This window comes from Ruegeria sp. AO1 (assembly GCF_056535985.1).
The window spans coordinates 3,224,033-3,243,829 of sequence record NZ_JBQFJC010000001.1 but is presented as its reverse complement, the minus strand read 5'-3'; the positions used below and the strand labels follow the sequence as shown (position 1 = coordinate 3,243,829).

Annotated in this window: 21 protein-coding genes; 12 read left to right on the top strand and 9 right to left on the bottom strand. The window is 60.0% G+C overall.

Annotated elements, in window-relative coordinates; genetic code table 11:
* The first annotated feature begins 79 nt into the window (after positions 1–79).
* Complete coding sequence (locus ACR3FB_RS16105; RefSeq protein WP_425084175.1) at positions 80–262, top strand: hypothetical protein; 183 nt, start codon at positions 80–82, stop codon at positions 260–262.
* Positions 263–337: 75 nt separating this feature from the next.
* Here the strand turns inward: ACR3FB_RS16105 and hemH are convergent, their stop codons facing one another.
* The gene (gene hemH, locus ACR3FB_RS16100; RefSeq protein WP_170379962.1) at positions 338–1,387 is read right to left on the bottom strand and encodes a ferrochelatase; all 1,050 of its coding nucleotides are present in this window, start codon (positions 1,385–1,387) and stop codon (positions 338–340) included.
* A 56-nt stretch (positions 1,388–1,443) separates the two neighbouring features.
* Entirely contained in the window at positions 1,444–2,274 is an 831-nt protein-coding gene (locus ACR3FB_RS16095) for a class I SAM-dependent methyltransferase (protein WP_480566235.1), read from the bottom strand.
* Between ACR3FB_RS16095 and ACR3FB_RS16090 the strand changes: the two genes are divergently transcribed.
* From ACR3FB_RS16090 to ACR3FB_RS16075, 4 genes are read left to right on the top strand one after another with little or no spacing between them, the layout of a single operon-like run.
* Positions 2,255–3,019: a double zinc ribbon domain-containing protein gene (locus ACR3FB_RS16090; RefSeq protein WP_480566237.1), complete on the top strand. Its 765-nt coding sequence runs from the start codon at positions 2,255–2,257 to the stop codon at positions 3,017–3,019. The two genes, ACR3FB_RS16095 and ACR3FB_RS16090, sit on opposite strands and share 20 nt — an antisense overlap.
* A 38-nt stretch (positions 3,020–3,057) precedes the next feature.
* The gene (grxC, locus tag ACR3FB_RS16085) at positions 3,058–3,315 is read left to right on the top strand and encodes a glutaredoxin 3 (protein ID WP_170379965.1); all 258 of its coding nucleotides are present in this window, start codon (positions 3,058–3,060) and stop codon (positions 3,313–3,315) included.
* Positions 3,315–4,145, top strand: coding sequence for a carbon-nitrogen hydrolase family protein (locus ACR3FB_RS16080; protein WP_480566239.1), 831 nt, complete (start codon positions 3,315–3,317; stop codon positions 4,143–4,145). The genes grxC and ACR3FB_RS16080 overlap by 1 nt, the downstream gene beginning before the upstream one ends.
* A 14-nt stretch (positions 4,146–4,159) precedes the next feature.
* Positions 4,160–4,600, top strand: coding sequence for a MarR family winged helix-turn-helix transcriptional regulator (locus ACR3FB_RS16075; RefSeq protein WP_170379967.1), 441 nt, complete (start codon positions 4,160–4,162; stop codon positions 4,598–4,600).
* Between the two features lie 397 nt (positions 4,601–4,997).
* Here ACR3FB_RS16075 and ubiG read toward each other — a convergent pair whose 3' ends face one another.
* Entirely contained in the window at positions 4,998–5,744 is a 747-nt protein-coding gene (gene ubiG, locus ACR3FB_RS16070; RefSeq protein ID WP_170641882.1) for a bifunctional 2-polyprenyl-6-hydroxyphenol methylase/3-demethylubiquinol 3-O-methyltransferase UbiG, read from the bottom strand.
* A 49-nt stretch (positions 5,745–5,793) separates the two neighbouring features.
* Here ubiG and pip point away from each other — a divergent pair, with 49 nt between their 5' ends.
* The 7 genes from pip to ACR3FB_RS16035 all read left to right on the top strand — a co-directional run bounded on the left by pip (position 5,794) and on the right by ACR3FB_RS16035 (position 14,101).
* Positions 5,794–6,771 (top strand): prolyl aminopeptidase, encoded by a 978-nt coding sequence (gene pip / locus ACR3FB_RS16065; RefSeq protein WP_480566243.1) that lies wholly within the window; start codon positions 5,794–5,796, stop codon positions 6,769–6,771.
* Positions 6,768–7,586 (top strand): ABC transporter substrate-binding protein, encoded by an 819-nt coding sequence (locus tag ACR3FB_RS16060; RefSeq protein ID WP_480566245.1) that lies wholly within the window; start codon positions 6,768–6,770, stop codon positions 7,584–7,586. Before pip ends, ACR3FB_RS16060 begins: the two co-directional genes overlap by 4 nt.
* A 159-nt stretch (positions 7,587–7,745) precedes the next feature.
* On the top strand, positions 7,746–8,336 hold the full coding sequence (gene rimP / locus ACR3FB_RS16055; RefSeq protein ID WP_170379971.1) for a ribosome maturation factor RimP: 591 nt from the start codon (positions 7,746–7,748) through the stop codon (positions 8,334–8,336).
* Positions 8,336–9,946 (top strand): transcription termination factor NusA, encoded by a 1,611-nt coding sequence (gene nusA, locus ACR3FB_RS16050; RefSeq protein WP_480566247.1) that lies wholly within the window; start codon positions 8,336–8,338, stop codon positions 9,944–9,946. Before rimP ends, nusA begins: the two co-directional genes overlap by 1 nt.
* 23 nt (positions 9,947–9,969) lie before the next feature.
* Positions 9,970–10,593, top strand: a complete 624-nt coding sequence (locus ACR3FB_RS16045) for an RNA-binding protein (protein WP_425084209.1) — start codon at positions 9,970–9,972, stop codon at positions 10,591–10,593.
* An 8-nt stretch (positions 10,594–10,601) separates the two neighbouring features.
* A complete protein-coding gene (infB, locus tag ACR3FB_RS16040; RefSeq protein WP_480566249.1) occupies positions 10,602–13,076 on the top strand; it encodes a translation initiation factor IF-2 in 2,475 nt (824 codons plus the stop codon).
* A 260-nt stretch (positions 13,077–13,336) separates the two neighbouring features.
* Positions 13,337–14,101, top strand: a complete 765-nt coding sequence (locus tag ACR3FB_RS16035; RefSeq protein ID WP_480566251.1) for a caspase family protein — start codon at positions 13,337–13,339, stop codon at positions 14,099–14,101.
* Between the two features lie 29 nt (positions 14,102–14,130).
* Here the strand turns inward: ACR3FB_RS16035 and ACR3FB_RS16030 are convergent, their stop codons facing one another.
* From ACR3FB_RS16030 to ACR3FB_RS16005, 6 genes are all read right to left on the bottom strand, one after another.
* Positions 14,131–14,970 carry an alpha/beta hydrolase gene (locus tag ACR3FB_RS16030; RefSeq protein ID WP_480566253.1) on the bottom strand — a complete coding sequence of 280 codons (840 nt, stop codon included), beginning with the start codon at positions 14,968–14,970 and terminating at the stop codon, positions 14,131–14,133.
* Entirely contained in the window at positions 14,970–15,845 is an 876-nt protein-coding gene (locus ACR3FB_RS16025) for a tryptophan 2,3-dioxygenase (protein WP_480566255.1), read from the bottom strand. The genes ACR3FB_RS16030 and ACR3FB_RS16025 overlap by 1 nt, the downstream gene beginning before the upstream one ends.
* 64 nt (positions 15,846–15,909) lie before the next feature.
* Complete coding sequence (tdh, locus tag ACR3FB_RS16020; RefSeq protein WP_480566306.1) at positions 15,910–16,938, bottom strand: L-threonine 3-dehydrogenase; 1,029 nt, start codon at positions 16,936–16,938, stop codon at positions 15,910–15,912.
* 19 nt (positions 16,939–16,957) lie between these two features.
* Complete coding sequence (locus ACR3FB_RS16015) at positions 16,958–17,908, bottom strand: PLP-dependent cysteine synthase family protein (RefSeq protein WP_480566257.1); 951 nt, start codon at positions 17,906–17,908, stop codon at positions 16,958–16,960.
* On the bottom strand, positions 17,905–19,092 hold the full coding sequence (locus ACR3FB_RS16010; RefSeq protein ID WP_480566259.1) for a glycine C-acetyltransferase: 1,188 nt from the start codon (positions 19,090–19,092) through the stop codon (positions 17,905–17,907). Before ACR3FB_RS16010 ends, ACR3FB_RS16015 begins: the two co-directional genes overlap by 4 nt.
* 100 nt (positions 19,093–19,192) lie before the next feature.
* Complete coding sequence (locus ACR3FB_RS16005) at positions 19,193–19,756, bottom strand: helix-turn-helix domain-containing protein (protein ID WP_170689395.1); 564 nt, start codon at positions 19,754–19,756, stop codon at positions 19,193–19,195.
* Between the last annotated feature and the right edge of the window lie 41 nt (positions 19,757–19,797).

Sequence of the window (19,797 nt, the reverse complement as noted above, 5' to 3'; positions counted from 1 at the left end):
CTGATTAGAAAAATATCACGAGGTAAGTCTTAGTTGTGCGGTTCCGCGGACTGGAGCCGTGCAGATTCTGGAGGTTAATATGAAGAAACTCGTTCTCGCCGCTGCACTGACCGCTGCTGCTTCGACCGCTTATGCTGGTAACCTGGAAGAGCCGGTTGTTGAGGCACCTGTTGTTGTTGAAGAAACTCAGGGCACGTCGCAGGGTATCGTCCTGCCGCTGATCCTGCTGGTTATTGTTGCCGCAGCTATTGCAGCAAGCTAAGTCGACGAGCACAATCCAGAGAAAAGGCGGTGGAGCATTCCACCGCCTTTTTTCATATCTAGCTATCGGGGTTTGTTAGTCCAGCCAACCGTTCAGATTGTCTTCGATGATCTTGCCCAAAGCGGCGATATGCGAATCATCGTCATTGAGGCAGGGGATATAGGTGAAGTGTTCACCGCCAGCCTCTTCAAAGCTTTCCTTGATCTCTTCGTTGATCTCTTCCAGCGTCTCGATGCAATCAGCCGAGAAGGCCGGTGCAATCACCGCGATGTTCTTTTTGCCCTGTTTCGCCAGATCGGCCACATGGTCAACTGTATAGGGCTTCAACCATTCCTCCGGGCCAAAGCGTGACTGGAAGGTTGAGACGAGCTGATCGTCCGACCAGCCGAGCCGCTCTTTCAGCAATCGTGAGGTCTTGACGCATTGGCAGTGATAGGGATCGCCCTGTTGCAGATAGCGTTCAGGCATCCCGTGGTAGGAGCAGACCAGAACATCAGGCTTGGTCTCCATCTTCGCATAAGCGCGTTCGACGGATTGGGCCAACGCCTCGATATAGGTGGGTTCGTCGTAATAGGCGGGCACCGTACGGCTGGCAGGTTGCCAGGGTTCCTCCATCAGGCAACGGAAGAACTGGTCATTGGCGGTTGCCGTCGTGGCCCCGGCATAGTGCGGATAGAGCGGGAAGAACAGGATGCGGTCACAGCCTTCCGCCACCATATTTCGGACCTTGGATTTGGTCGACGGATTGCCGTAGCGCATGCAGAAATCGACCATCACCTGATCGCCATAGCGGGCCTGCATCGCATCGCGCAACTTGGCGGTCTGGTCCTTGGTGATTGTCATCAGCGGGCTTTCACCCTTGTCGTGATTCCAGATCGACTTGTAGGCCTCGCCCGAACTGAAGGGGCGCTTGGTCAGGATGATCGCCTGCAGAATCGGCTGCCATTTCCATGCCGGATAGTCGATCACGCGGCGGTCCGAGAGGAACTCGTTCAGATAACGGCGCATTGGCCAATAGCTGTAGTGATCGGGCGTGCCCAAATTGGCCAGCAGGATGCCCACGCGCCCCATTTTAACCTTGGGGTGGTCGGCTGGTGCATGCACGGGGCGTGTGGCGTCAAACATTTGGGTCTTCCTGCATTTTCTAGGTCTGGCCTGAGATAAGGGGAAATATCCGGTCGTCAATCGGACAGTTTGCCTTCGTCGGTGCCAAGGGCTTCGGCAAGGCGCATCCGGGCGGATCCGGGGCGCAGCGGTTTGGGTTGGCTGTCGTCGGGCGACCAGCCGGTCAGGCAGATCAGCTCGAACGTGGCTCGCAGGCGGCCTTGAGGCGTCGCGAAATTTTCTGCGTAGATGCTCTGCGCGCGTTCGAACACCTTGCGGCGGGTCGGGGATTTCAATCGGTTGGTCAGCACGTTGGTCTCGGCCATCGCGCGCAGGTCCTGCATCAGATGGTTCAAGTCTCGATATTCCGCCGTCATAGACACCGCATCCGCCACCGGCAGCGCCAACCCCGTGCGTTGCAGCAGAGCTCCTAGATCCCGCAGCTCTCCCATCGGAGCGATTCGGGGGCTGAGGCCACCGGTCACTTCGGTTTCGGCCTGCCCCAGGACGGCGCGCAGCTGATGCAGGGTTTCTCCGCCCAGACAGACGGTCAGAAGCAACCCGTCTGGGCGCAAGGCGCGGTGACATTGGATTAGCTGGCCGACCGGGTCATTGGCCCAATGCAGGGCCATCGCATGAACCACCAGATCATGCTTGCCGGGCGCAAGCTCCAGCGTTTCTTCATCCGCCACGAGCGTCGCGCCGAGCAGGACATCCTGCCAGATATGCGCAAACGGGGTCACAATCGCGGGCGCCGTAAAGGTTCTGTTAACCATGCTCAGCCGATCCTGCACCTCGTCCACAGCGGCGCGGTGCAGAAACAGGGCCTCATCCTTAGCCCGCGTGCGGCGGTGGCGCAGGGTGGCTCGGTCGAACAGAGAGGGTGCATTGGACGCAGGCATTTTCATACCCCGCAGGTATCGCATTTGGCCCCGAGTTCAAACAGCGTTGCACCTGATCTATCCCCCGCGATGCATGAACTGCGGAGAGCTGACCGAATCTGACTTTGGCCTGTGTGCCACATGTTGGAGGGACACGCCGTTCATCGGCGGAACGGTCTGCGACAGTTGCGGCATGCCCGTCCCCGGCGAAAGGGACGGCATTCGGATCGACTGCGACGATTGCCGTAAAACGCCGCGTCCGTGGCAGGACGGGCGCGCGGCGTTGCTGTATAAGGGGCGGGCGAAATCTATGATCCTGGCCTTGAAACATGGCGACCGCCCCGAACTGGCCAAACCCGCCGCGCGCTGGATGGCGCAGGCGGGCCGAGAGGTTCTGAAGCCCGACATGTTGATCGCTCCGGTTCCGCTGCACTGGTCCCGTCTGGTGAAACGGCGATACAACCAATCGGCGCTTCTGGCACAGCATCTGGGGCGCGAGACAGGGTTAGAAGTCTGCCCAGACCTGCTGGTGCGAACGGCGCGCACCCCGGTTCTGGACGGCAAGACCGCCGCTCAACGGGCCGAGGCACTGGATGGGGTCATTGCGACGCATCCCAAACGGGATCAGCGCATCAAAGGGCGCAATATCCTTTTGGTGGATGACGTGATGACATCGGGTGCGACGCTCGCAGCCTGTACGCGCGCATGTCTTGCCGCGGGGGCAAATCATATTTTCGTGTTGGTACTGGCGCGCGTTGCCAAGGATGCCTAATTCGCACAAGATTGTGTGAAACCCGAAGGGACGGATTTATGAAACCTGTTGAAATCTACACATCGCCTCTGTGCGGCTTCTGCCACGCGGCCAAGCGCCTGCTGAAGCAAAAGGGGGTCGAGTTCAAGGAAATCGATGTGCTGATGCACCCCAAGCGCAAGCCTGAGATGATCAAACGTGCCGGCGGCAAACGCACCGTGCCGCAGATCTTCATCGGCCCCGATCACGTGGGCGGCTGTGATGACCTCTATGAGCTGGATCGCCAAGGCAAGCTGGACCGTCTTCTGGCGGCGTGATGAAGACTGCTCTGCTGCAAATCACCTCGTCGGACGATCCGGCTGCGAATCTGCAAATGGTGCGCGCCATGATGGCCGAGGCCGCCGAGCAGGGCGCGCAGTTCATCCTGACTCCCGAGGTCACGAATTGCGTGTCCAACAGCACCACCCGGCAGCGCGAGGTGTTGCAGCATGAGGAAGACGACACCACTCTGGCCGGTTTGCGGGCGCAGGCCGCTGAGTTGGGAGTTTGGCTGCTGATTGGATCATTGGGGATCAAGACCCATGATGCGGATGGTCGCTTCGCCAATCGGTGCTTCATGATCGACCCCAAAGGGCAGATCGTGGCGCGCTATGACAAGATACATATGTTCGATGTGCAGGTGACCGAGACCGAGACCTTCCGCGAATCGGCCAATTACCGTCCCGGTGGCAAGGCCGTCATCGCCGAGACGGAGTTCGGCAAGGTCGGCCTGACCATCTGCTATGACATACGCTTTCCGCACTTACACGCTGCGCTGGTGCAGGCCGGGGCGAGGATTTTGACGGTTCCGGCGGCGTTTTCGCCCGTCACAGGGGCCGCGCATTGGGAATCACTGCTGCGCGCCCGCGCGATTGAGACGGGCTGCTGGGTTTTGGCCCCCGCGCAAACCGGCACCCATCCCAAAACGCGGGGCAAAACCCGCCACACCCATGGTCACAGCATGGTCGTCGCCCCTTGGGGAGAGGTTCTGATCGACGCAGGGACCGATCCGGGCATTCACTTTTTCGAATTGGATGATAGTTCTGTGTCCGAGGCGCGCCGTCGCGTGCCCTCATTGACCCATGTGCGGGCTTTTGACGGCCCCTGAACCAGAACCGGACCATGACAGACGACACCAATGCCCTTGCGGTCACGCTTTTCAGCGAGATCCTGACCGCCGACCAGCTATTGCGCAACCGGCTGAGCCGGGTGCTGCCCAAGGGCATGGAAATCTCGCATTTCTCGGTACTGAACCATCTGGCCTATGCCGGAGGAGAACGGACGCCCGCGCAACTCGCCAGCACCTTCCACGTGACCCGAGGGGCGATGACCAACACTTTGGCCAAGCTCGAATGGGCCGGTTACATCCACATCCGCCCCGACTGGGACGACGCCCGCCGCAAGATGGTCGCCATCAGCCCCGCCGGCCGCCGCGCGCGCGATCAGGCGATTTCCTCGATTGCCCCGCTGATCAACCGAGTCGTTGGAGAGCTGGGGTTGGAGCGCGTCCGCAGCACGCTGCCCGTGTTGAGGGATTTGCGGTTGCAGTTGGAGGGGGAGTAGCGGTGAGAAATGCTACTCTGCACCAGAATTGGGCTCTTTAGAACGCGAGGCGATCTTGCTTTGGTCCTCAGAATCATAGCTTTCGCGAATAGGGCAACCACTAATTCTCAGCTGAGAATAGACGCCAAAATTCCGCCACAGTAATTCGCATGCTAGGCACATCACCATAAACACTGGTTTCACCAGCGTGATGATAAGAAGCGCCAATACAAGTTCTGATATTGGTATTGAAACTCCGGTGATCTCTTCAATCGCAAGCATCAACACGCTAATCGCGATGAGCGAAGAAGATATGCAAGCTAAGCCCAAAACGCTTCCGGCAAACGGATTTCGATCATAGAGCGGAAGGAACCACCCAATTGTCCAGTTGCTGATTGTTTTGAAATTTGTGCTGAATCTACCCCGGCTTCACACTCGCCGTCACATAATTCACGCTCAAGTCGCGGTCCGAGATCGACCAGCTCCAGAGGATTGGATTGAACACGAAGCCCTTGCGGTCCACCGGCTCCAACCCGGCTTGGCGCAGTAGGTCGAATAGCTCATCGGGGGTGATGAACTTGTTCCATTCATGCGTGCCGCGCGGCAGCCAGCGCATGACGACCTCGGCCCCGAAGATGGCCATCGCATAGGATTTCGGGTTGCGGTTGATGGTTGAGCAGATCTCGAGCCCGCCGGGTTTCAGCAAGTGTTGCGTGGCGGTCAGGTAGCTAAGCGGGTCGGCGACGTGTTCGACCACTTCCATGTTCAGCACCACGTCGAACTGCTCGCCCGCGGCGGCCATGTCCTCGGCGGTGGTGTGGCGATAGTCGATCTCAAGCCCCGATTGTTCGGCATGGATGCGGGCGACGGGCAGGTTGCCCGCAGCGGCGTCGGCCCCCACGACGGTGGCACCAAGGCGGGCCATGGGCTCACTCAGCAGCCCTCCGCCACAGCCGATATCCAGAAGGCGCAGGCCCTCAAAAGGCATAGGTGCGGTCAGGTCGCGGTCAAACTCACCCGCAATCTGCTGTGTGATATAGTCCAGACGACACGGATTCAGCATGTGCAGAGGTTTGAATTTCCCATGCGGGTCCCACCATTCCGCTGCCATCGCCTCGAATTTAGCGATCTCGGATGGGTCGACCGTGTTCGGATGCGCTTGCATTCCTGTCTCCGTATGCTCTTTTACGTCTTAAGGACTATATAGGGCCATAATGGACAAGTACCCGGACCAAAAGCGCGCAGTGCAATATCTCTACCCGCCGATCGATCCTTTTGATCAGCGGTTGGTCAGTGTGGGCGATGGGCACCAGATTTATATGGAGCAAAGCGGCAATCCCGACGGGGTGCCGGTGGTTGTGCTGCATGGGGGGCCGGGCGGTGGCTGCAGTCCCGCGATGCGGCGGTACTTCGATCCACGTGTTTTCCGGGTGATTCTGTTTGATCAGCGCGGGTGCGGGAAATCGCGGCCTCATGCCTCGGTCGAGGACAACACGACGTGGCATCTGGTTAAGGACATCGAGCGGCTGCGGTCGCTGCTGGATATCGACGAATGGACCGTGTTTGGCGGCAGCTGGGGCGCGACTCTGGCGTTGATCTACGCGCAGGCGCATCCGGATCGCGTCAGCCGTCTAGTCCTGCGCGGGGTTTTTCTTGCGACGCAGGCCGAGCTGGATTGGTTCTACGGCGGCGGCGCGGGCAAGTTCTGGCCCGAGCAGTGGGCAAAATTCACCGCCCTGCTGTCCGAGGAAGAGCTGTCGGACACGATTGCGGCCTACAACAAACGCCTATTCTCGGGCGACCGGGCAACCGAGGTCCTGTACGGGCGCGCTTGGTCAGCTTGGGAGAACGCTCTGGCATCAATCCATTCGAACGGGTCGACCGGCGAAAGCCCCGGTGAATACGCGCGGGCCTTTGCGCGGCTCGAGAATCACTATTTCACCAACAATGCCTTTCTGCAGAAGGATGGGCAGATTCTGGATCAGATGGATCGCATCGCGCATATCCCCGGACATATCGTACAGGGGCGCTATGACATGATCTGCCCGCCTCAGGCGGCGTGGTCGCTGGCCGAGCGTTGGCCCAATGCCGAACTGAAGATGGTTCGCCATGCAGGCCACGCCCTATCGGAACCCGGAATAAGTGCCGAGCTGGTCCGCATCATGGACCGCGTGGCCGAGGGGGGCGCATGACCCGGATGGACCGCCGTGCCCTGTTTGCATCGGGTGCCGCCGCTGCGTTGCTGGCGGCGACGGGGGCGTCGCTGGCCGATACTCCGAAGAAAGGTGGCGCGCTGCGGCTGGCAGTTCCGCGCGATGACAGTTTGGAGCAATTGGCCCGTGGGGCCGTGTTCGACACCCTGACCGAGATCGCACCGGATGGCACGTTGCGTGGGGAGTTGGCGAAAGGATGGCAGACCAAAGACAACGCGCGCATCTGGCGGTTTGATCTGCGCCAAGACGTCTCGTTCCACGATGGAACGGCGTTACACGCTGACGATGTTGTGGCCGTGCTGGCCGAACTTGGGCAGGCCGAAGCCCTGGCCGCTGATCTCGTGCGGCTGGATCTGGCCGAGGCCAATCCCGGTCTTCCTTTCCTGCTGGCTGATAGCCGTTTTGTCGTAACGCGCGATGGGCAGTCGGTTACGCCTTTGCATGCGGCCAACGGGACCGGATGCTACCGGGTCGAGCGGGCCGAGGATGGGCGTCATTTCCTGGGCCGCAAAGTTGCCGGGCACTACAAGGACGGGCAGGCCGGTTGGGTCGATACGGTCGAAATCATCGTGATCCCCGATGCGCGTGTTCGGGCCGAAGCTTTGCGCGACGGGTATGTGGACATTGCCGCCCTGCCCGAAAGGGGCGAACTTAAGTCCCAACGGGGGCTGCGCTACTACCCTAGCGAATCGGATATGGCGCTGGCTGTGGCGGCTCAGGTCGGGATGCCGCGGCAGATCGGCAAAGCGACGCTGGATGATGGTCGCATCGCTGAACGGTGGTGGTTGGCGTAAATCCGATCACGAATTGCGCCGGGGGTTGCAGACTCGGGAACTCCTGCGTATATGCAGTTGCAACAGCGGCGCGTTGGACTTCTGGTCCAAGGCTCCACCGGAAAATTCGACGGGCCGCGCGCCCGTTTTTTTGTGCCCGATCGAAGGGTAGAGAACCTGATGACAAACGACCTGATAGCCAAAGCGGCCATTGACCGGCGACTGGCCGAGATCATCACCCCCGTGATCGAGGATCTGGGGTATGAACTCGTCCGCGTCCGTTTGATGAGCGGCAAGCAAACCACGCTGCAGATCATGGCCGACAAGCCCGATGGCGGTATCGAAGTGGATGACTGCGCTGAGATTTCAAACGCCGTCAGCGCCACGCTGGATGTCGAGGACCCGATCCTTGACGCCTATACGCTAGAGGTCTCGAGCCCCGGTATTGACCGCCCTCTGACCCGTCTCAAGGACTTTGAGAATTTCGAAGGGTATGAGGCCAAGATCGAAACTGCCGAGCTGATCGACGGTCGCCGCCGATTCAAGGGTGAATTGGCCGGGATCGAAGGGGATGAGGTTCTGATCAACATCCCCGAAGGGTCTGAAACGATCACCATCGGCCTGCAATTCGACTGGTTGAGCGATGCCAAGCTGGTCCTGACTGATGACCTGATCAAGGAAATGCTGCGCCAGCGCAAAGACGCCGGTGCCCTGAACGAAAACGCTTTCGACGAGATTGAGACCGAAGGGTCCGAAGAGGAGACGAACTGATGGCAATCACCTCAGCCAACCAGCTGGAGCTGCTGCAGACCGCCGAGGCCGTGGCCCGCGAAAAGATGATCGACCCCGGTCTGGTTGTCGAAGCGATGGAGGAATCGCTCGCCCGTGCCGCCAAGAGCCGTTACGGCGCCGAAATGGACATCCGCGTGTCGATCGACCGCAAGACCGGCAAGGCGACCTTTACCCGCGTCCGCACCGTGGTCGAGGAAGAGGAACTGGAAAACTACCAGGCGGAGATGACCGTCGAGCAGGCGCGTCAGTACATGGAATCGCCTGAGGTTGGCGACGTGTTCGTGGAAGAAGTGCCGCCGGTTGAAATGGGCCGTATTGCGGCTCAGTCCGCCAAGCAGGTGATCCTGCAGAAGGTCCGCGAAGCCGAGCGTGATCGTCAGTACGAAGAATTTAAGGATCGTGCTGGCACCATCATCAACGGTGCGGTCAAGCGCGAGGAATTCGGCAATGTCATCGTCGATCTGGGCGGTGCCGAGGCCGTTCTGCGCCGCAATGACAAGATCGGTCGCGAAAGCTATCGCCCGAATGACCGCGTGCGCGCTTACATCAAAGAGGTTCGCCGCGAAGTGCGTGGCCACCAGATCTTCCTGTCGCGCACCGCGCCGGAATTCATGGCCGAGCTGTTCAAAATGGAAGTGCCGGAAATCTATGACGGCATCATTGAAGTCAAGGCCGTAGCCCGTGACCCCGGCTCGCGCGCCAAGATCGCTGTGATCTCGTATGATGGCTCGATCGACCCTGTGGGTGCCTGCGTTGGTATGCGCGGCAGCCGCGTGCAGGCCGTTGTGAACGAGCTGCAGGGCGAAAAGATCGACATCATTCCGTGGAACGAAGATCAGCCGACTTTCCTGGTGAACGCTCTGCAGCCTGCCGAGGTGTCCAAGGTGGTTCTGGATGAAGAAGCCGGCAAGATCGAAGTTGTTGTTCCTGAAGAACAGCTGTCGCTGGCAATTGGCCGCCGTGGTCAGAATGTGCGTCTGGCCAGCCAGCTGACCAACCTGGACATCGACATCATGACCGAAGCCGAGGAATCGGCGCGTCGCCAGAAAGAATTCGAAGCCCGCACCCAGCTGTTCATGGACAGCCTGGATCTGGACGAGTTCTTTGCCCAGCTGCTGGTTTCCGAAGGCTTCACCAACCTCGAAGAGGTTGCCTATGTTGAGCTGGACGAACTGCTGGTCATCGACGGCGTCGACGAAGGCACCGCGCAGGAACTGCAGGCCCGTGCCCGTGACTTCCTTGAGGCGCAGGCCAAGGCCGCATTGGATGCCGCGCGCGCTCTGGGTGCCGAGGACAGCCTTATTGAATTCGAAGGCCTGACACCCCAGATGGTAGAAGCGCTGGCCAAGGATGATGTGAAGAACTTGGAAGACTTCGCAACCTGTGCCGACTGGGAACTGGCCGGTGGCTGGACCACGGTCGATGGTGAGCGTATCAAGGATGACGGTGTGCTTGAGCCGTTCGGCGTAACGCTGGAAGAGGCGCAGGATCTGGTCATGACGGCTCGGATCATGTTGGGCTGGGTTGATCCGGCCGAGCTGGAGCAGGCAGAAGAAGACGTCGAAGCCGAAGAGGAGGCCGAGGCCTGATCTCAGGGCCTCGGGTGGCTGAGATGGGTCGCGGTGGCGTCCATAAGGATCGGTCCGACGGACCTGAGCGTAAGTGCATCGCCACGGGCGAGGTTCAGCCCAAATACGGGTTGATCCGCTTTGTGACGGGGCCGGATGGTCAGGTCTATCCCGATGTCGCGGCGAAATTGCCGGGGCGTGGGGTCTATGTGGCGGCAGATCGCGCAGCCTTGGACAAGGCGGTCAGCAAAAAGCTGTTCTCGCGCGGGTTCAAGGCTCAGGTCTCGGCCCAAGCGGACCTGGCCGATGAGGTCGAAAAACAAGTCGCGCGTCGTGTGGTTGAGCTTCTCAGCCTGGCGCGCAAGTCCGGCGATGCGGTCGCCGGATACGAAAAGGTCAAGACGTGGCTGGACCGGGAAGAGGCTCAGGTACTGATTCAGGCCAGCGATGGATCGGGGCGCGGCAAGTCGAAACTCAGCACGCCGCACTTCGGAAAATACATCGGATGGCTCACTGCGGACGAGTTAGGGGCGGCATTTGGGCGCCAAACCGTGATTCATGCGGCGCTGGCCTCTGGCGGACTCGCCAAACGTGTTGTAGAGGAAGCGCAGCGCCTGCGTGGCTTGCGCGAAACGGATGACGGCGGCAGGGGCCGCGCGGAAGGGTAAGAAGCTTTATGAGCGATAATGACGGCAAAAAGACATTGGGTCTTCGTGGCGGGGCACGCCCCGGAAATGTGAAACAGAGTTTCAGCCACGGACGCACCAAGAATGTCGTGGTGGAAACCAAACGCAAACGCGTGGTGGTCCCCAAGCCGGGTGCCGGAAAGCCGAGTGGCGGAGCAACGCCCTCGGGTGATCCGTCGCGCCGTCCTGCCGGGATCTCCGACGCGGAAATGGCCCGCCGGATGAAGGCATTGCAAGCCGCCAAAGCGCGCGAGGTCGAAGAGGCCGCCGCCCGTGAGGCTGCTGAAAAGGCGCGTGAAGAAGAACGCGCCCGTCGCCGTGCGGAACAAGAGGCCAAGGAACGCGAACAGCGTGAGGCCGAAGAGAAAGCCCGCGCCAAGGCCGAAGAGGAAGAGCGCAAGCGCCAAGAGGCAGAAGAAGCTGCCAAACGCGCTGCTGCCGCACCGGCCCCAGAAGAGCCCAAAGCGGCCCGCAGCCCGGCCAGCAAGCCTGCACCTGCGGCTGCTCCGCGCAAACAGGATCGTGAGCGTGAACAGCGTGGTCGTGGCAAAGGCCGCGACGACAACCGCCGTTCGGGCAAGCTGACATTGGGTCAGGCCACTGGTGGCGAAGGCAACCGCCAACGCTCGATGGCCGCGATGAAGCGCAAGCAAGAGCGTGCGCGTCAGAAAGCTATGGGCGGTTCGGTTGAACGCGAAAAGGTCATCCGTGACGTTCAGCTGCCCGAGGCCATCATGGTTTCGGAACTGGCCAACCGTATGGCCGAGCGTGTGGCCGATGTTGTCAAATCGCTGATGCAGATGGGCATGATGGTTACTCAAAACCAGACCATCGATGCTGACACTGCGGAACTGATCATCGAAGAGTTTGGCCACAAGGTCACTCGTGTCTCCGATTCGGACGTTGAAGACGTCATCAAAGAGGTCGAAGACAGCGAAGATGATCTGCAGCCGCGTCCGCCGGTCATCACCATCATGGGTCACGTTGACCACGGTAAGACTTCGCTGCTGGATGCAATCCGCGACGCGCGCGTTGTGGCCGGTGAGGCCGGTGGCATCACCCAGCACATCGGCGCCTATCAGGTGAAAACCGATGGCGGCACCACGCTGACATTCCTGGATACTCCGGGCCACGCGGCGTTTACGTCGATGCGTTCGCGCGGTGCTCAGGTCACGGATATCGTGGTTCTGGTTGTTGCGGCGGACGACGCCGTGATGCCGCAGACCATCGAGGCGATTAACCACGCCAAAGCGGCCGGAGTGCCGATGATCGTGGCGATCAACAAGGTCGACAAGCCAGATGCAAACCCGGACAAGGTGCGGACCGATCTGCTGCAGCATGAAGTGATCGTCGAGAAAATGTCGGGTGATGTTCAGGACGTTGAAGTCTCTGCCATCACCGGTCAGGGTCTGGACGAACTGCTGGAAGCCATCGCGCTGCAGGCCGAAATTCTGGAACTGAAAGCCAACCCCGACCGCGCCGCCCAAGGCGCTGTGATCGAGGCGCAGCTGGATGTGGGTCGCGGCCCCGTGGCCACCGTTCTTGTTCAGAACGGCACGCTGCGTCAGGGCGATATCTTCGTTGTGGGTGAGCAATACGGTAAGGTGCGTGCGCTGATCAACGACAAGGGTGACCGCGTCAAGGAAGCTGGCCCCTCGGTTCCGGTCGAGGTTCTGGGTCTCAACGGTACGCCCGAAGCCGGTGACGTTCTGAACGTGACCGAGACCGAAGCGCAGGCGCGTGAGATTGCTGCCTATCGTGAGCAAGCCGCCAAGGACAAACGCGCCGCCGCCGGTGCCGCGACCACCCTTGAGCAGCTGATGCAGAAGGCCAAGGAAGACGAAAACGTCACCGAGCTGCCGATTCTGATGAAAGCGGACGTACAAGGTTCGGCCGAAGCCATCGTTCAGGCGATGGAGAAGATCGGCAACGACGAAGTGCGCGTGCGCGTTCTGCACTCGGGCGTGGGTGCGATCACCGAGACGGATGTCGGGCTGGCAGAAGCCTCCGGCGCACCGATCTTCGGGTTCAACGTCCGTGCCAACGCATCGGCACGGAACACAGCGAACCAGAAGGGTGTCGAGATCCGCTACTACTCGGTGATTTATGACCTCGTGGATGACGTGAAAGCCGCCGCTTCCGGCCTGCTGAGCGCCGAGATCCGCGAAAAGTTCATCGGTTACGCCGAGATCCGCGAAGTCTTCAAGGTCACTGGCGTCGGCAAGGTTGCTGGCTGTCTGGTCACCGAAGGCGTTGCCCGCCGCTCCGCAGGCGTCCGTCTGCTGCGCGACAACGTGGTGATCCACGAAGGCACGCTGAAGACGCTGAAGCGCTTCAAGGACGAAGTGGCCGAGGTTCAGTCGGGTCAGGAATGCGGTATGGCGTTCGAGAACTACGACGATATCCGCGCAGGCGACGTGATCGAAATCTTCGAGCGCGAAGAAGTCACCCGCACGCTGGACTGATCCGGTTACACAAGTAAATTTGAAAACAGCGGCTCAACTTGGGCCGCTGTTTTTTTTGGCACATCGCGATCTACGTCTATTTTTTGGTTCAACGTGTTCCTCGTTACATTCAAGCTATGCAGGGGGCTGTAACAAGTTCGTATATGGACTTTAGAGGCCCGGTCTTGATTTACTGTTGGTCGGGATTGAACGGACCCGCAGCACTTAAGGGCCAAACGAAGAGACCTGCTTCTCTCGTTCGACAGGATTTGGAGATAGATTTGACGCGTATTTTTACAGCACTCTGCTTTGTCATCACCCTGATCGCCGGACCCGCATTGGCGCATGAACGGTTCGCCCTCGTGATCGGGAATGCTGGGTACACAACTGTCCCGGCGCTGGACAACCCTGTGAACGACGCGCGCTTGATGAGCGAAGAACTGCGCGGCGCGGGGTTTGCGGTCACGACACTGACAGATGCAAGTCGCGCAGAGATGGAGCAGGAGGTCGAGGCTTTTGCCAGTACCGTACGTGCGGCGGGGTCCGAGGCTTTGGCGGTGTTCTACTTTGCCGGACATGGTGTGCGCAGTGATGAGTTCAACTACCTGCTTCCGCTGGGCGTAAACATTCAGTCCGAGGCTGATATTGCAGATCAGGCTGTTCCGGCCGAGTGGGTTCTGGATCGCATTCACACGCCTCAGGCCGTGAGTGTCATGATTCTGGACGCGTGCCGCGACAATCCATTTGGCAGAGAAACGGACGGTGCACTGGATGTCGGCGACGGGCTTGCGCGTATGACGGCCCGCACCAACAACCTGATCGCATATGCCACCGGACCCGGCGACGTCGCATTGGACGGGACTGGGACCAACAGCCCGTACACAGCAGCCATCGCGCGCGCGATCGGGACCAGAGGTCTGACCCTTGAGCAGATGTTTGATCAGGTGCGCACGGAAGTGATCGGCGAAACGGAGGGAGTGCAATCCCCTTGGGCCCGGTCATCCCTGAACATACGGATTGGCATCAAGGACCCGAGTTTGAATTAACAGGGACCAGCCCCGGGGCATCGCGAAGCCTAGGGCGTTCCCGACTGCTTTGAAGCTGTGAACGTCCCCGGATGCATGATGATGTCGAAATGCTGCATCCCCTTTTTCAGATCGAAACTGACAGAATGTCCGGCCTTGCGCAGGTGCTCGGCATAGTCGCGGCTTTGGCGGATGAATTCCGGTGTGTCCCTCTCGGCCACGGTCACGTGGTAACGCGGTCCGGGTCTGGGTACGTGACGGATGGGGGACAGGTCGTTGACCTCAACCGGCGTCAGTTGCAGCGGATCGTTGACCGAGGTCAGGCTGATCGGCTCCAGATCGTAGACCCCGCTGATCAGGATCACGTCGCGTACCCGCAACCCGGCGCGGGCCAGAGCGTTTGCAGACTGCGCCATAACCATGCTGGCCAGTTGCGCCCCGGCGCTGTGCCCTGACAAGGTGATCCTGCTGGGGTCAAACCCTAGGGACTCAGCCTGCGACGCTAGCCAGAGCAGCGCATCGCGGCACTCGTCGATCATGTCCGCGATGCGGGCATCAGGGGCCAGCGTATAGTGCAGCGTCGCAAAAGCCTGACCCGCTTCAATCAGCGCCGGCGCCATCATGGCGGACTCGCGCTGGCTAAGGGCCTGCCAATAGCCGCCATGGATAAAGACATGCAGCGGCGCGCCTGCCTCGGCTGCTGGGAAGTAGTCTAGAACCTGTGCGGGGCCTCCACCATAGTTCAGATTTTCCTGAACCGTCAGACTGGCCCTCGCCTGCGTACTGAGGGCGCTATAGCTGGCAATGTAAGGCGTCAGATCACCGCCGATCATTGATCTCGGCGAATATTCCTGTTCCAGTTCAGCCTGTGAAAACCCGCGATACAGCATCAGTCCTCCGCATAGATCAGTTCTGTGCGCATATCATACAAATCGTGGAAGAAGCGCAATTCCAATGCTTTGCGTAAGAAGCCGACACCACTGGAGCCTCCTGTTCCCGGCTGCATGCCGATGACACGTTCAACGGCGGTTGCGTGATCGAACCGCCACCGTTGGAACAGGCATTCCACATCCATCAGCTTCTCTGCCAGCGCATAAAGCTCCCAGTGTTTTTCGGTGTCGCGAAAGACTTCAACCCAGATTTTCACCACCCGAGGATCGCCGGAGTAGGGTTGCGCATAGTCCCGCTCCAGGAGGTCCTGAGGCACGTCGAAGCCCTGACGGGCCAGCATATGCAGCACCTCGTCATAGAGCGACGGCTTGGTAAGGGCCGCGTTCAGCATTTCCATCACTTCGGGATCATGGGCGTGAACCTTCAGGGTCGAGGGGTCCTTGTTGCCCAGAATGAACTCGATCTGGCGGTAGCCATAGCTTTGGAACCCGGAGGAACTGCCCAAAGCGTTGCGGAAGGTCATGTAGTCGGCAGGCGTCATGGTCAGCAGGGTTTCCCAAGCCGCAATCAACTGATGCTGGATGGCTTTGATGCGGTCGAGGTTTTTCATCGCCGGACCAAACGCGTCCTGTTGCAGGAAGCGGCGCACCTCGACCAGTTGATGGTGCATCAGTTTCAGCCACAGCTCGCTGACCTGATGGATGATGATGAACAACATCTCGTCGGGCTGGGCGGGGTCCTGAAATGTCTTCTGCAGGTTCAGCAGCGTCTTGAGTTGCAGAAAATCGCCATAGCTTTTGCGATGGGTCTCGGTGAAATCGGTGACCAGAGAGTCTTCGATCCCGCGTTCCAGATACCTGTCAGTGTCGCTCATTTGCTCCTCCAAACGCCTGAGGTTCCCCGATGTGTAAGGGGTCAGCCCGCGTAGCGCCAGAGGGTCAGGTCCAGTCGAGAACCACCTTGCCGGATTGACCAGATTTCATGGCGGCAAACCCTTCGGCAAAATCGTCGACCTTCATCGGGTGGGTGATCACACGGCTGACATCCAGACCGTTTTGCAGCATGGCGATCATCTTGTACCAGGTCTCGAACATCTCACGCCCGTAGACGCCCTTGATGGTGATGGCCTTGAACACGATGCGGGACCAATCGACCGGGGATTTGCCGGGCGGAATACCCAGCAGAGCGATCTTTCCGCCCATCACCAGCGCCTCGACCATCTGGTCCAGGGCGATTTGTGAGCCGGACATTTCCAGCCCCACATCAAAACCTTCCTTCAATCCCAGCTCGGCGATGACATCCTGCAGGTCCTCATTGGAGACGTCGACTGTGCGGACCGTTGGCACCACATGTTCGGCTAGTTTCAGGCGGTCAGGGTTGATGTCGGTGATGACCACATTGCGCGCGCCCGCGTGGCGGGCAACGGCGGCGGCCATGATGCCAATCGGTCCCGCGCCCGTGATCAGCACATCCTCGCCCAGCAGATCAAAGCTGAGCGCGGTGTGAACGGCGTTTCCCAGAGGGTCGAGGATAGCTCCGATTTCGTCTGGCACGTCGTCGGGCAAGGGGACGACGTTGAAGGCTGGCAGTTTCAGATATTGCGCAAACGCGCCTTGTTCGTTGACGCCTATGCCACGCGTGCCGGGGTCGAGGTGGAACTTGCCCGCGCGGCTCTGACGGCTGTCTGTTCCGATCAGGTGCCCCTCGCCCGAGCAGCGCTGCCCGATCTCAAGCCCGGTTACGTTTCGGCCGATCTCAACGATCTCACCGGCGAATTCATGGCCGGTGATCATTGGAACGGGAACGGTTGCCGCCGCCCAATCATCCCAGTTCCAGATATGAATGTCGGTCCCGCAGATGCCGGTCTTGTTGACCCGGATCAAAACCTCATCCGGGCCGATCTCGGGCACCGGGGCCTGTACCATCCACAGGCCTTCCTTGGGTTCGGATTTCTCCAGTGCTTTCATCGTATTGGGACGCATTGCACTACTCCCATAAATCGGTGGACAGGTATTTCAGGCCACTGTCGCAAATGACAATCGCGACGCAGCCGCCACGTTCCGGGCCGCGCAGCAAATCGATTGCCGCGGCAAGGTTCGCACCGGCTGAGTATCCGGCAAAGATCCCTTCGCGTTGTGCCAGCAGCCGGGCGCAATCTCGGGCCGCGTTGCCCGATACCGAAAGGTGCCCGGCAAGAGGGACGCCGTTCATATGGGTCAGGTCAGCCATGGCGTAGCCGCCGCCCTGTATCGGGTGATCGGGCGCGTCGACGGCTTCACCGGCCAAGGCCCGCGCGCCTTCGGGTTCGATGGCATAGCACCGCACGCCATGCGGCGCGAAAAACGCGGCTGCTCCGGCCAGGGTGCCGCCTGAACCGGCGAAATCACAGAAGGCCGTGACCGCACCGCCAGACTGCTCCCAGATTTCCGGCCCGGTCCCTGTTGAATGCGCTTTTGGGTTACCCGAATGACCAAACTGATCCGCGCGAAACGCGCCGCGTTCTGCTGTGACTTTCTGCGCCGCCTCATCCACCAGCGCCAGATCAGCGCCCGAAACCTCACCGGGTTTGCTGCCAGGGGCCTGAGGCACGATGATCACCTCAGCCCCCAGCGCCCGCATCATACGCGCGCGTTCGACCGAGTTCCCGGCGCTCATCACTGCGACAAACGGATGGCCCATGATTCCGCAGACAATCGCCAGACCGGTTCCCATATTGCCCGAGGTCAGCTCGACAACAGTTTGGCCCGGCGCAAGCGTTCCGTCGGCGCGGGCCATTTCGATGATGGATTTTGCCGCGCGGTCCTTTTTCGAGAAGCCGGGCAACAGATAATCCAGCTTGGCCAGAATGCGACCGTCCAGCTGAAGCCGCTGGCAGATGCGCGACAGGTCCACCAGAGGGGTGTTGCCAATAGCGTCGATGACAGAGGCAAGGGTCATTTGATGACCCCAAGCTCTTTGCCGGCTTTCTCAAAAGCGGCAAGCGCTTGGTCAAGCTCCTGCCGTGTCAGTGCGGCGTTCATCTGGGTTCTGATCCGGGCCTGCCCGCGCGGAACCACAGGGAAGAAAAAGCCTGAGACATAGACGCCTTCGTCAAACAACCGGGCCGCCATATCCTGCGCCAAAGTTGCGTCTCCCAGCATGACCGGAATGATCGGGTGTTCACCGGGCAGAAGGTCAAAACCCAACTTCTCGAGCCCCGCCCGCCAGTATTTGGCATTGCCGAACAACTGCGCACGCAGCATGTCGCCCTGTTGAACCAGGCGGATCGCCTCAATCCCGGCGGCGACGATGGATGGCGGCAGCGAGTTCGAGAACAGATAGGGCCGCGCCCGCTGCCGCAGCAGGTCGATCACTGGCTGCGGCCCAGCGATATAGCCGCCGATTGCCCCTCCAAGTGCTTTTCCCAAGGTTCCCGTCAGGATGTCGACATCGACACCGAAATGATCCGGCGTGCCCGCGCCATTCGGTCCCATGAAGCCCGTGGCGTGGCAGTCATCGACCATGACGATGGCGTCATACTTATCGGCCAGCTCACGGATCTTCGGCAGGTTGGCCAGATAGCCATCCATCGAGAACACGCCATCGGTCGCGATCATGATATGCCGCGCCCCATCCTCGCGCGCCTGTTTCAGCCAGGCCTCAAGGTCGTTCATGTCGTTGTTCAGATAGCGATAGCGCTTGGCCTTGCACAGCCGCACCCCGTCGATGATCGAGGCGTGGTTCAGACTGTCCGAGATGATTGCGTCCTCGGGGCCGAGAAGGGGTTCGAACAGCCCCCCGTTCGCGTCGAAACAGGCGGCGAACAGGATCGAGTCATCCTTGTTCAGGAACTCGGCCAGCTTCCGTTCCAACTCGCGGTGAATGTCTTGCGTGCCGCAGATAAACCGGACCGAGGCCATGCCGAACCCTTTGGGGCCCATCGCTGTTGTGGCCGCGTCGATCAGCGCGGGATGGTCGGCAAGACCCAGGTAGTTGTTGGCGCACAGGTTGATGACCTGCTTGTCGCCCACTTTGATTTCGCCGCCCTGAGGCGATGTAATCATGCGTTCGCGTTTATACAGACCTTCGGATTCGATCTGCGCGAGGGTGTCCGTGATATGGGACAGGAATGCATCTGCCATGGCGACCTCCGTTCATCTGAGTCGGGTGTCTAACATAACGGATGCAATTCCCAAATAGGAGAATTACACTATACGGGAAAAATTTCCGTGAAGGCGGAATTTAAGCGTTTTTGACTATCAGAAAGACCCGCGCGGGGCCTTTCGAAGCAATGGAATGGGTCACATCAGCTGCATATCGGGCGGTGTCGCCCTGTTGCATCTCAGATATCGCAGTGCCCGAGGTGACGCGCACCGCGCCTTCCAGAACCGTCAACTGTTCACGTGTGCCGCGGGCATGCGGCTGGCTGTTCAGTGTGCCGTCGTGGTCAAAGCGGATGTCGTAGACCTCATGCCCTCCGGCCTCTTCCGGGGGCGACAGGATACGGATGCGGCAGTTCTGTCCCATATTGTCGATGCTGGGCACCTCGGCTTGGCGCAGAACCTCGATCTGGTCCGAGGTTTTGGTCTCTTCCAGCAGCCCTGCGAAATCCACCTGCAGGGCCCGCGTCAGGTTCCACAGGGTCGAGATGGTCGGGCTGCTTTCGCCCCGTTCGATCTGACTGACCATTGATCGAGACACGCCGCTGAGATTGGCAACAGCTTCCAGCGACAGACCCTTGGCGCGGCGTGCCTCCTTCAGGCGGGCGGGCAGAAGGGTCAGGATATCGTCTGTGTTTTCCGTCATGACGGAATCTGATGCGCTTTTCCCGATGGGTTGTCAATTCT

What these genes read in the sequence shown, in the direction of transcription:
- ACR3FB_RS16105 (WP_425084175.1), top strand. Translation starts at nt 80, where the DNA reads ATGAAGAAACTCGTTCTCGCCGCTGCACTGACCGCTGCTGCTTCGACC.
- hemH (WP_170379962.1), bottom strand. Translation starts at nt 1,387, where the DNA reads ATGTTTGACGCCACACGCCCCGTGCATGCACCAGCCGACCACCCCAAG.
- ACR3FB_RS16095 (WP_480566235.1), bottom strand. Translation starts at nt 2,274, where the DNA reads ATGAAAATGCCTGCGTCCAATGCACCCTCTCTGTTCGACCGAGCCACC.
- grxC (WP_170379965.1), top strand. Translation starts at nt 3,058, where the DNA reads ATGAAACCTGTTGAAATCTACACATCGCCTCTGTGCGGCTTCTGCCAC.
- ACR3FB_RS16080 (WP_480566239.1), top strand. Translation starts at nt 3,315, where the DNA reads ATGAAGACTGCTCTGCTGCAAATCACCTCGTCGGACGATCCGGCTGCG.
- ACR3FB_RS16075 (WP_170379967.1), top strand. Translation starts at nt 4,160, where the DNA reads ATGACAGACGACACCAATGCCCTTGCGGTCACGCTTTTCAGCGAGATC.
- ubiG (WP_170641882.1), bottom strand. Translation starts at nt 5,744, where the DNA reads ATGCAAGCGCATCCGAACACGGTCGACCCATCCGAGATCGCTAAATTC.
- pip (WP_480566243.1), top strand. Translation starts at nt 5,794, where the DNA reads ATGGACAAGTACCCGGACCAAAAGCGCGCAGTGCAATATCTCTACCCG.
- ACR3FB_RS16060 (WP_480566245.1), top strand. Translation starts at nt 6,768, where the DNA reads ATGACCCGGATGGACCGCCGTGCCCTGTTTGCATCGGGTGCCGCCGCT.
- rimP (WP_170379971.1), top strand. Translation starts at nt 7,746, where the DNA reads ATGACAAACGACCTGATAGCCAAAGCGGCCATTGACCGGCGACTGGCC.
- nusA (WP_480566247.1), top strand. Translation starts at nt 8,336, where the DNA reads ATGGCAATCACCTCAGCCAACCAGCTGGAGCTGCTGCAGACCGCCGAG.
- ACR3FB_RS16045 (WP_425084209.1), top strand. Translation starts at nt 9,970, where the DNA reads ATGGGTCGCGGTGGCGTCCATAAGGATCGGTCCGACGGACCTGAGCGT.
- infB (WP_480566249.1), top strand. Translation starts at nt 10,602, where the DNA reads ATGAGCGATAATGACGGCAAAAAGACATTGGGTCTTCGTGGCGGGGCA.
- ACR3FB_RS16030 (WP_480566253.1), bottom strand. Translation starts at nt 14,970, where the DNA reads ATGCTGTATCGCGGGTTTTCACAGGCTGAACTGGAACAGGAATATTCG.
- ACR3FB_RS16025 (WP_480566255.1), bottom strand. Translation starts at nt 15,845, where the DNA reads ATGAGCGACACTGACAGGTATCTGGAACGCGGGATCGAAGACTCTCTG.
- tdh (WP_480566306.1), bottom strand. Translation starts at nt 16,938, where the DNA reads ATGAAAGCACTGGAGAAATCCGAACCCAAGGAAGGCCTGTGGATGGTA.
- ACR3FB_RS16015 (WP_480566257.1), bottom strand. Translation starts at nt 17,908, where the DNA reads ATGACCCTTGCCTCTGTCATCGACGCTATTGGCAACACCCCTCTGGTG.
- ACR3FB_RS16010 (WP_480566259.1), bottom strand. Translation starts at nt 19,092, where the DNA reads ATGGCAGATGCATTCCTGTCCCATATCACGGACACCCTCGCGCAGATC.
- ACR3FB_RS16005 (WP_170689395.1), bottom strand. Translation starts at nt 19,756, where the DNA reads ATGACGGAAAACACAGACGATATCCTGACCCTTCTGCCCGCCCGCCTG.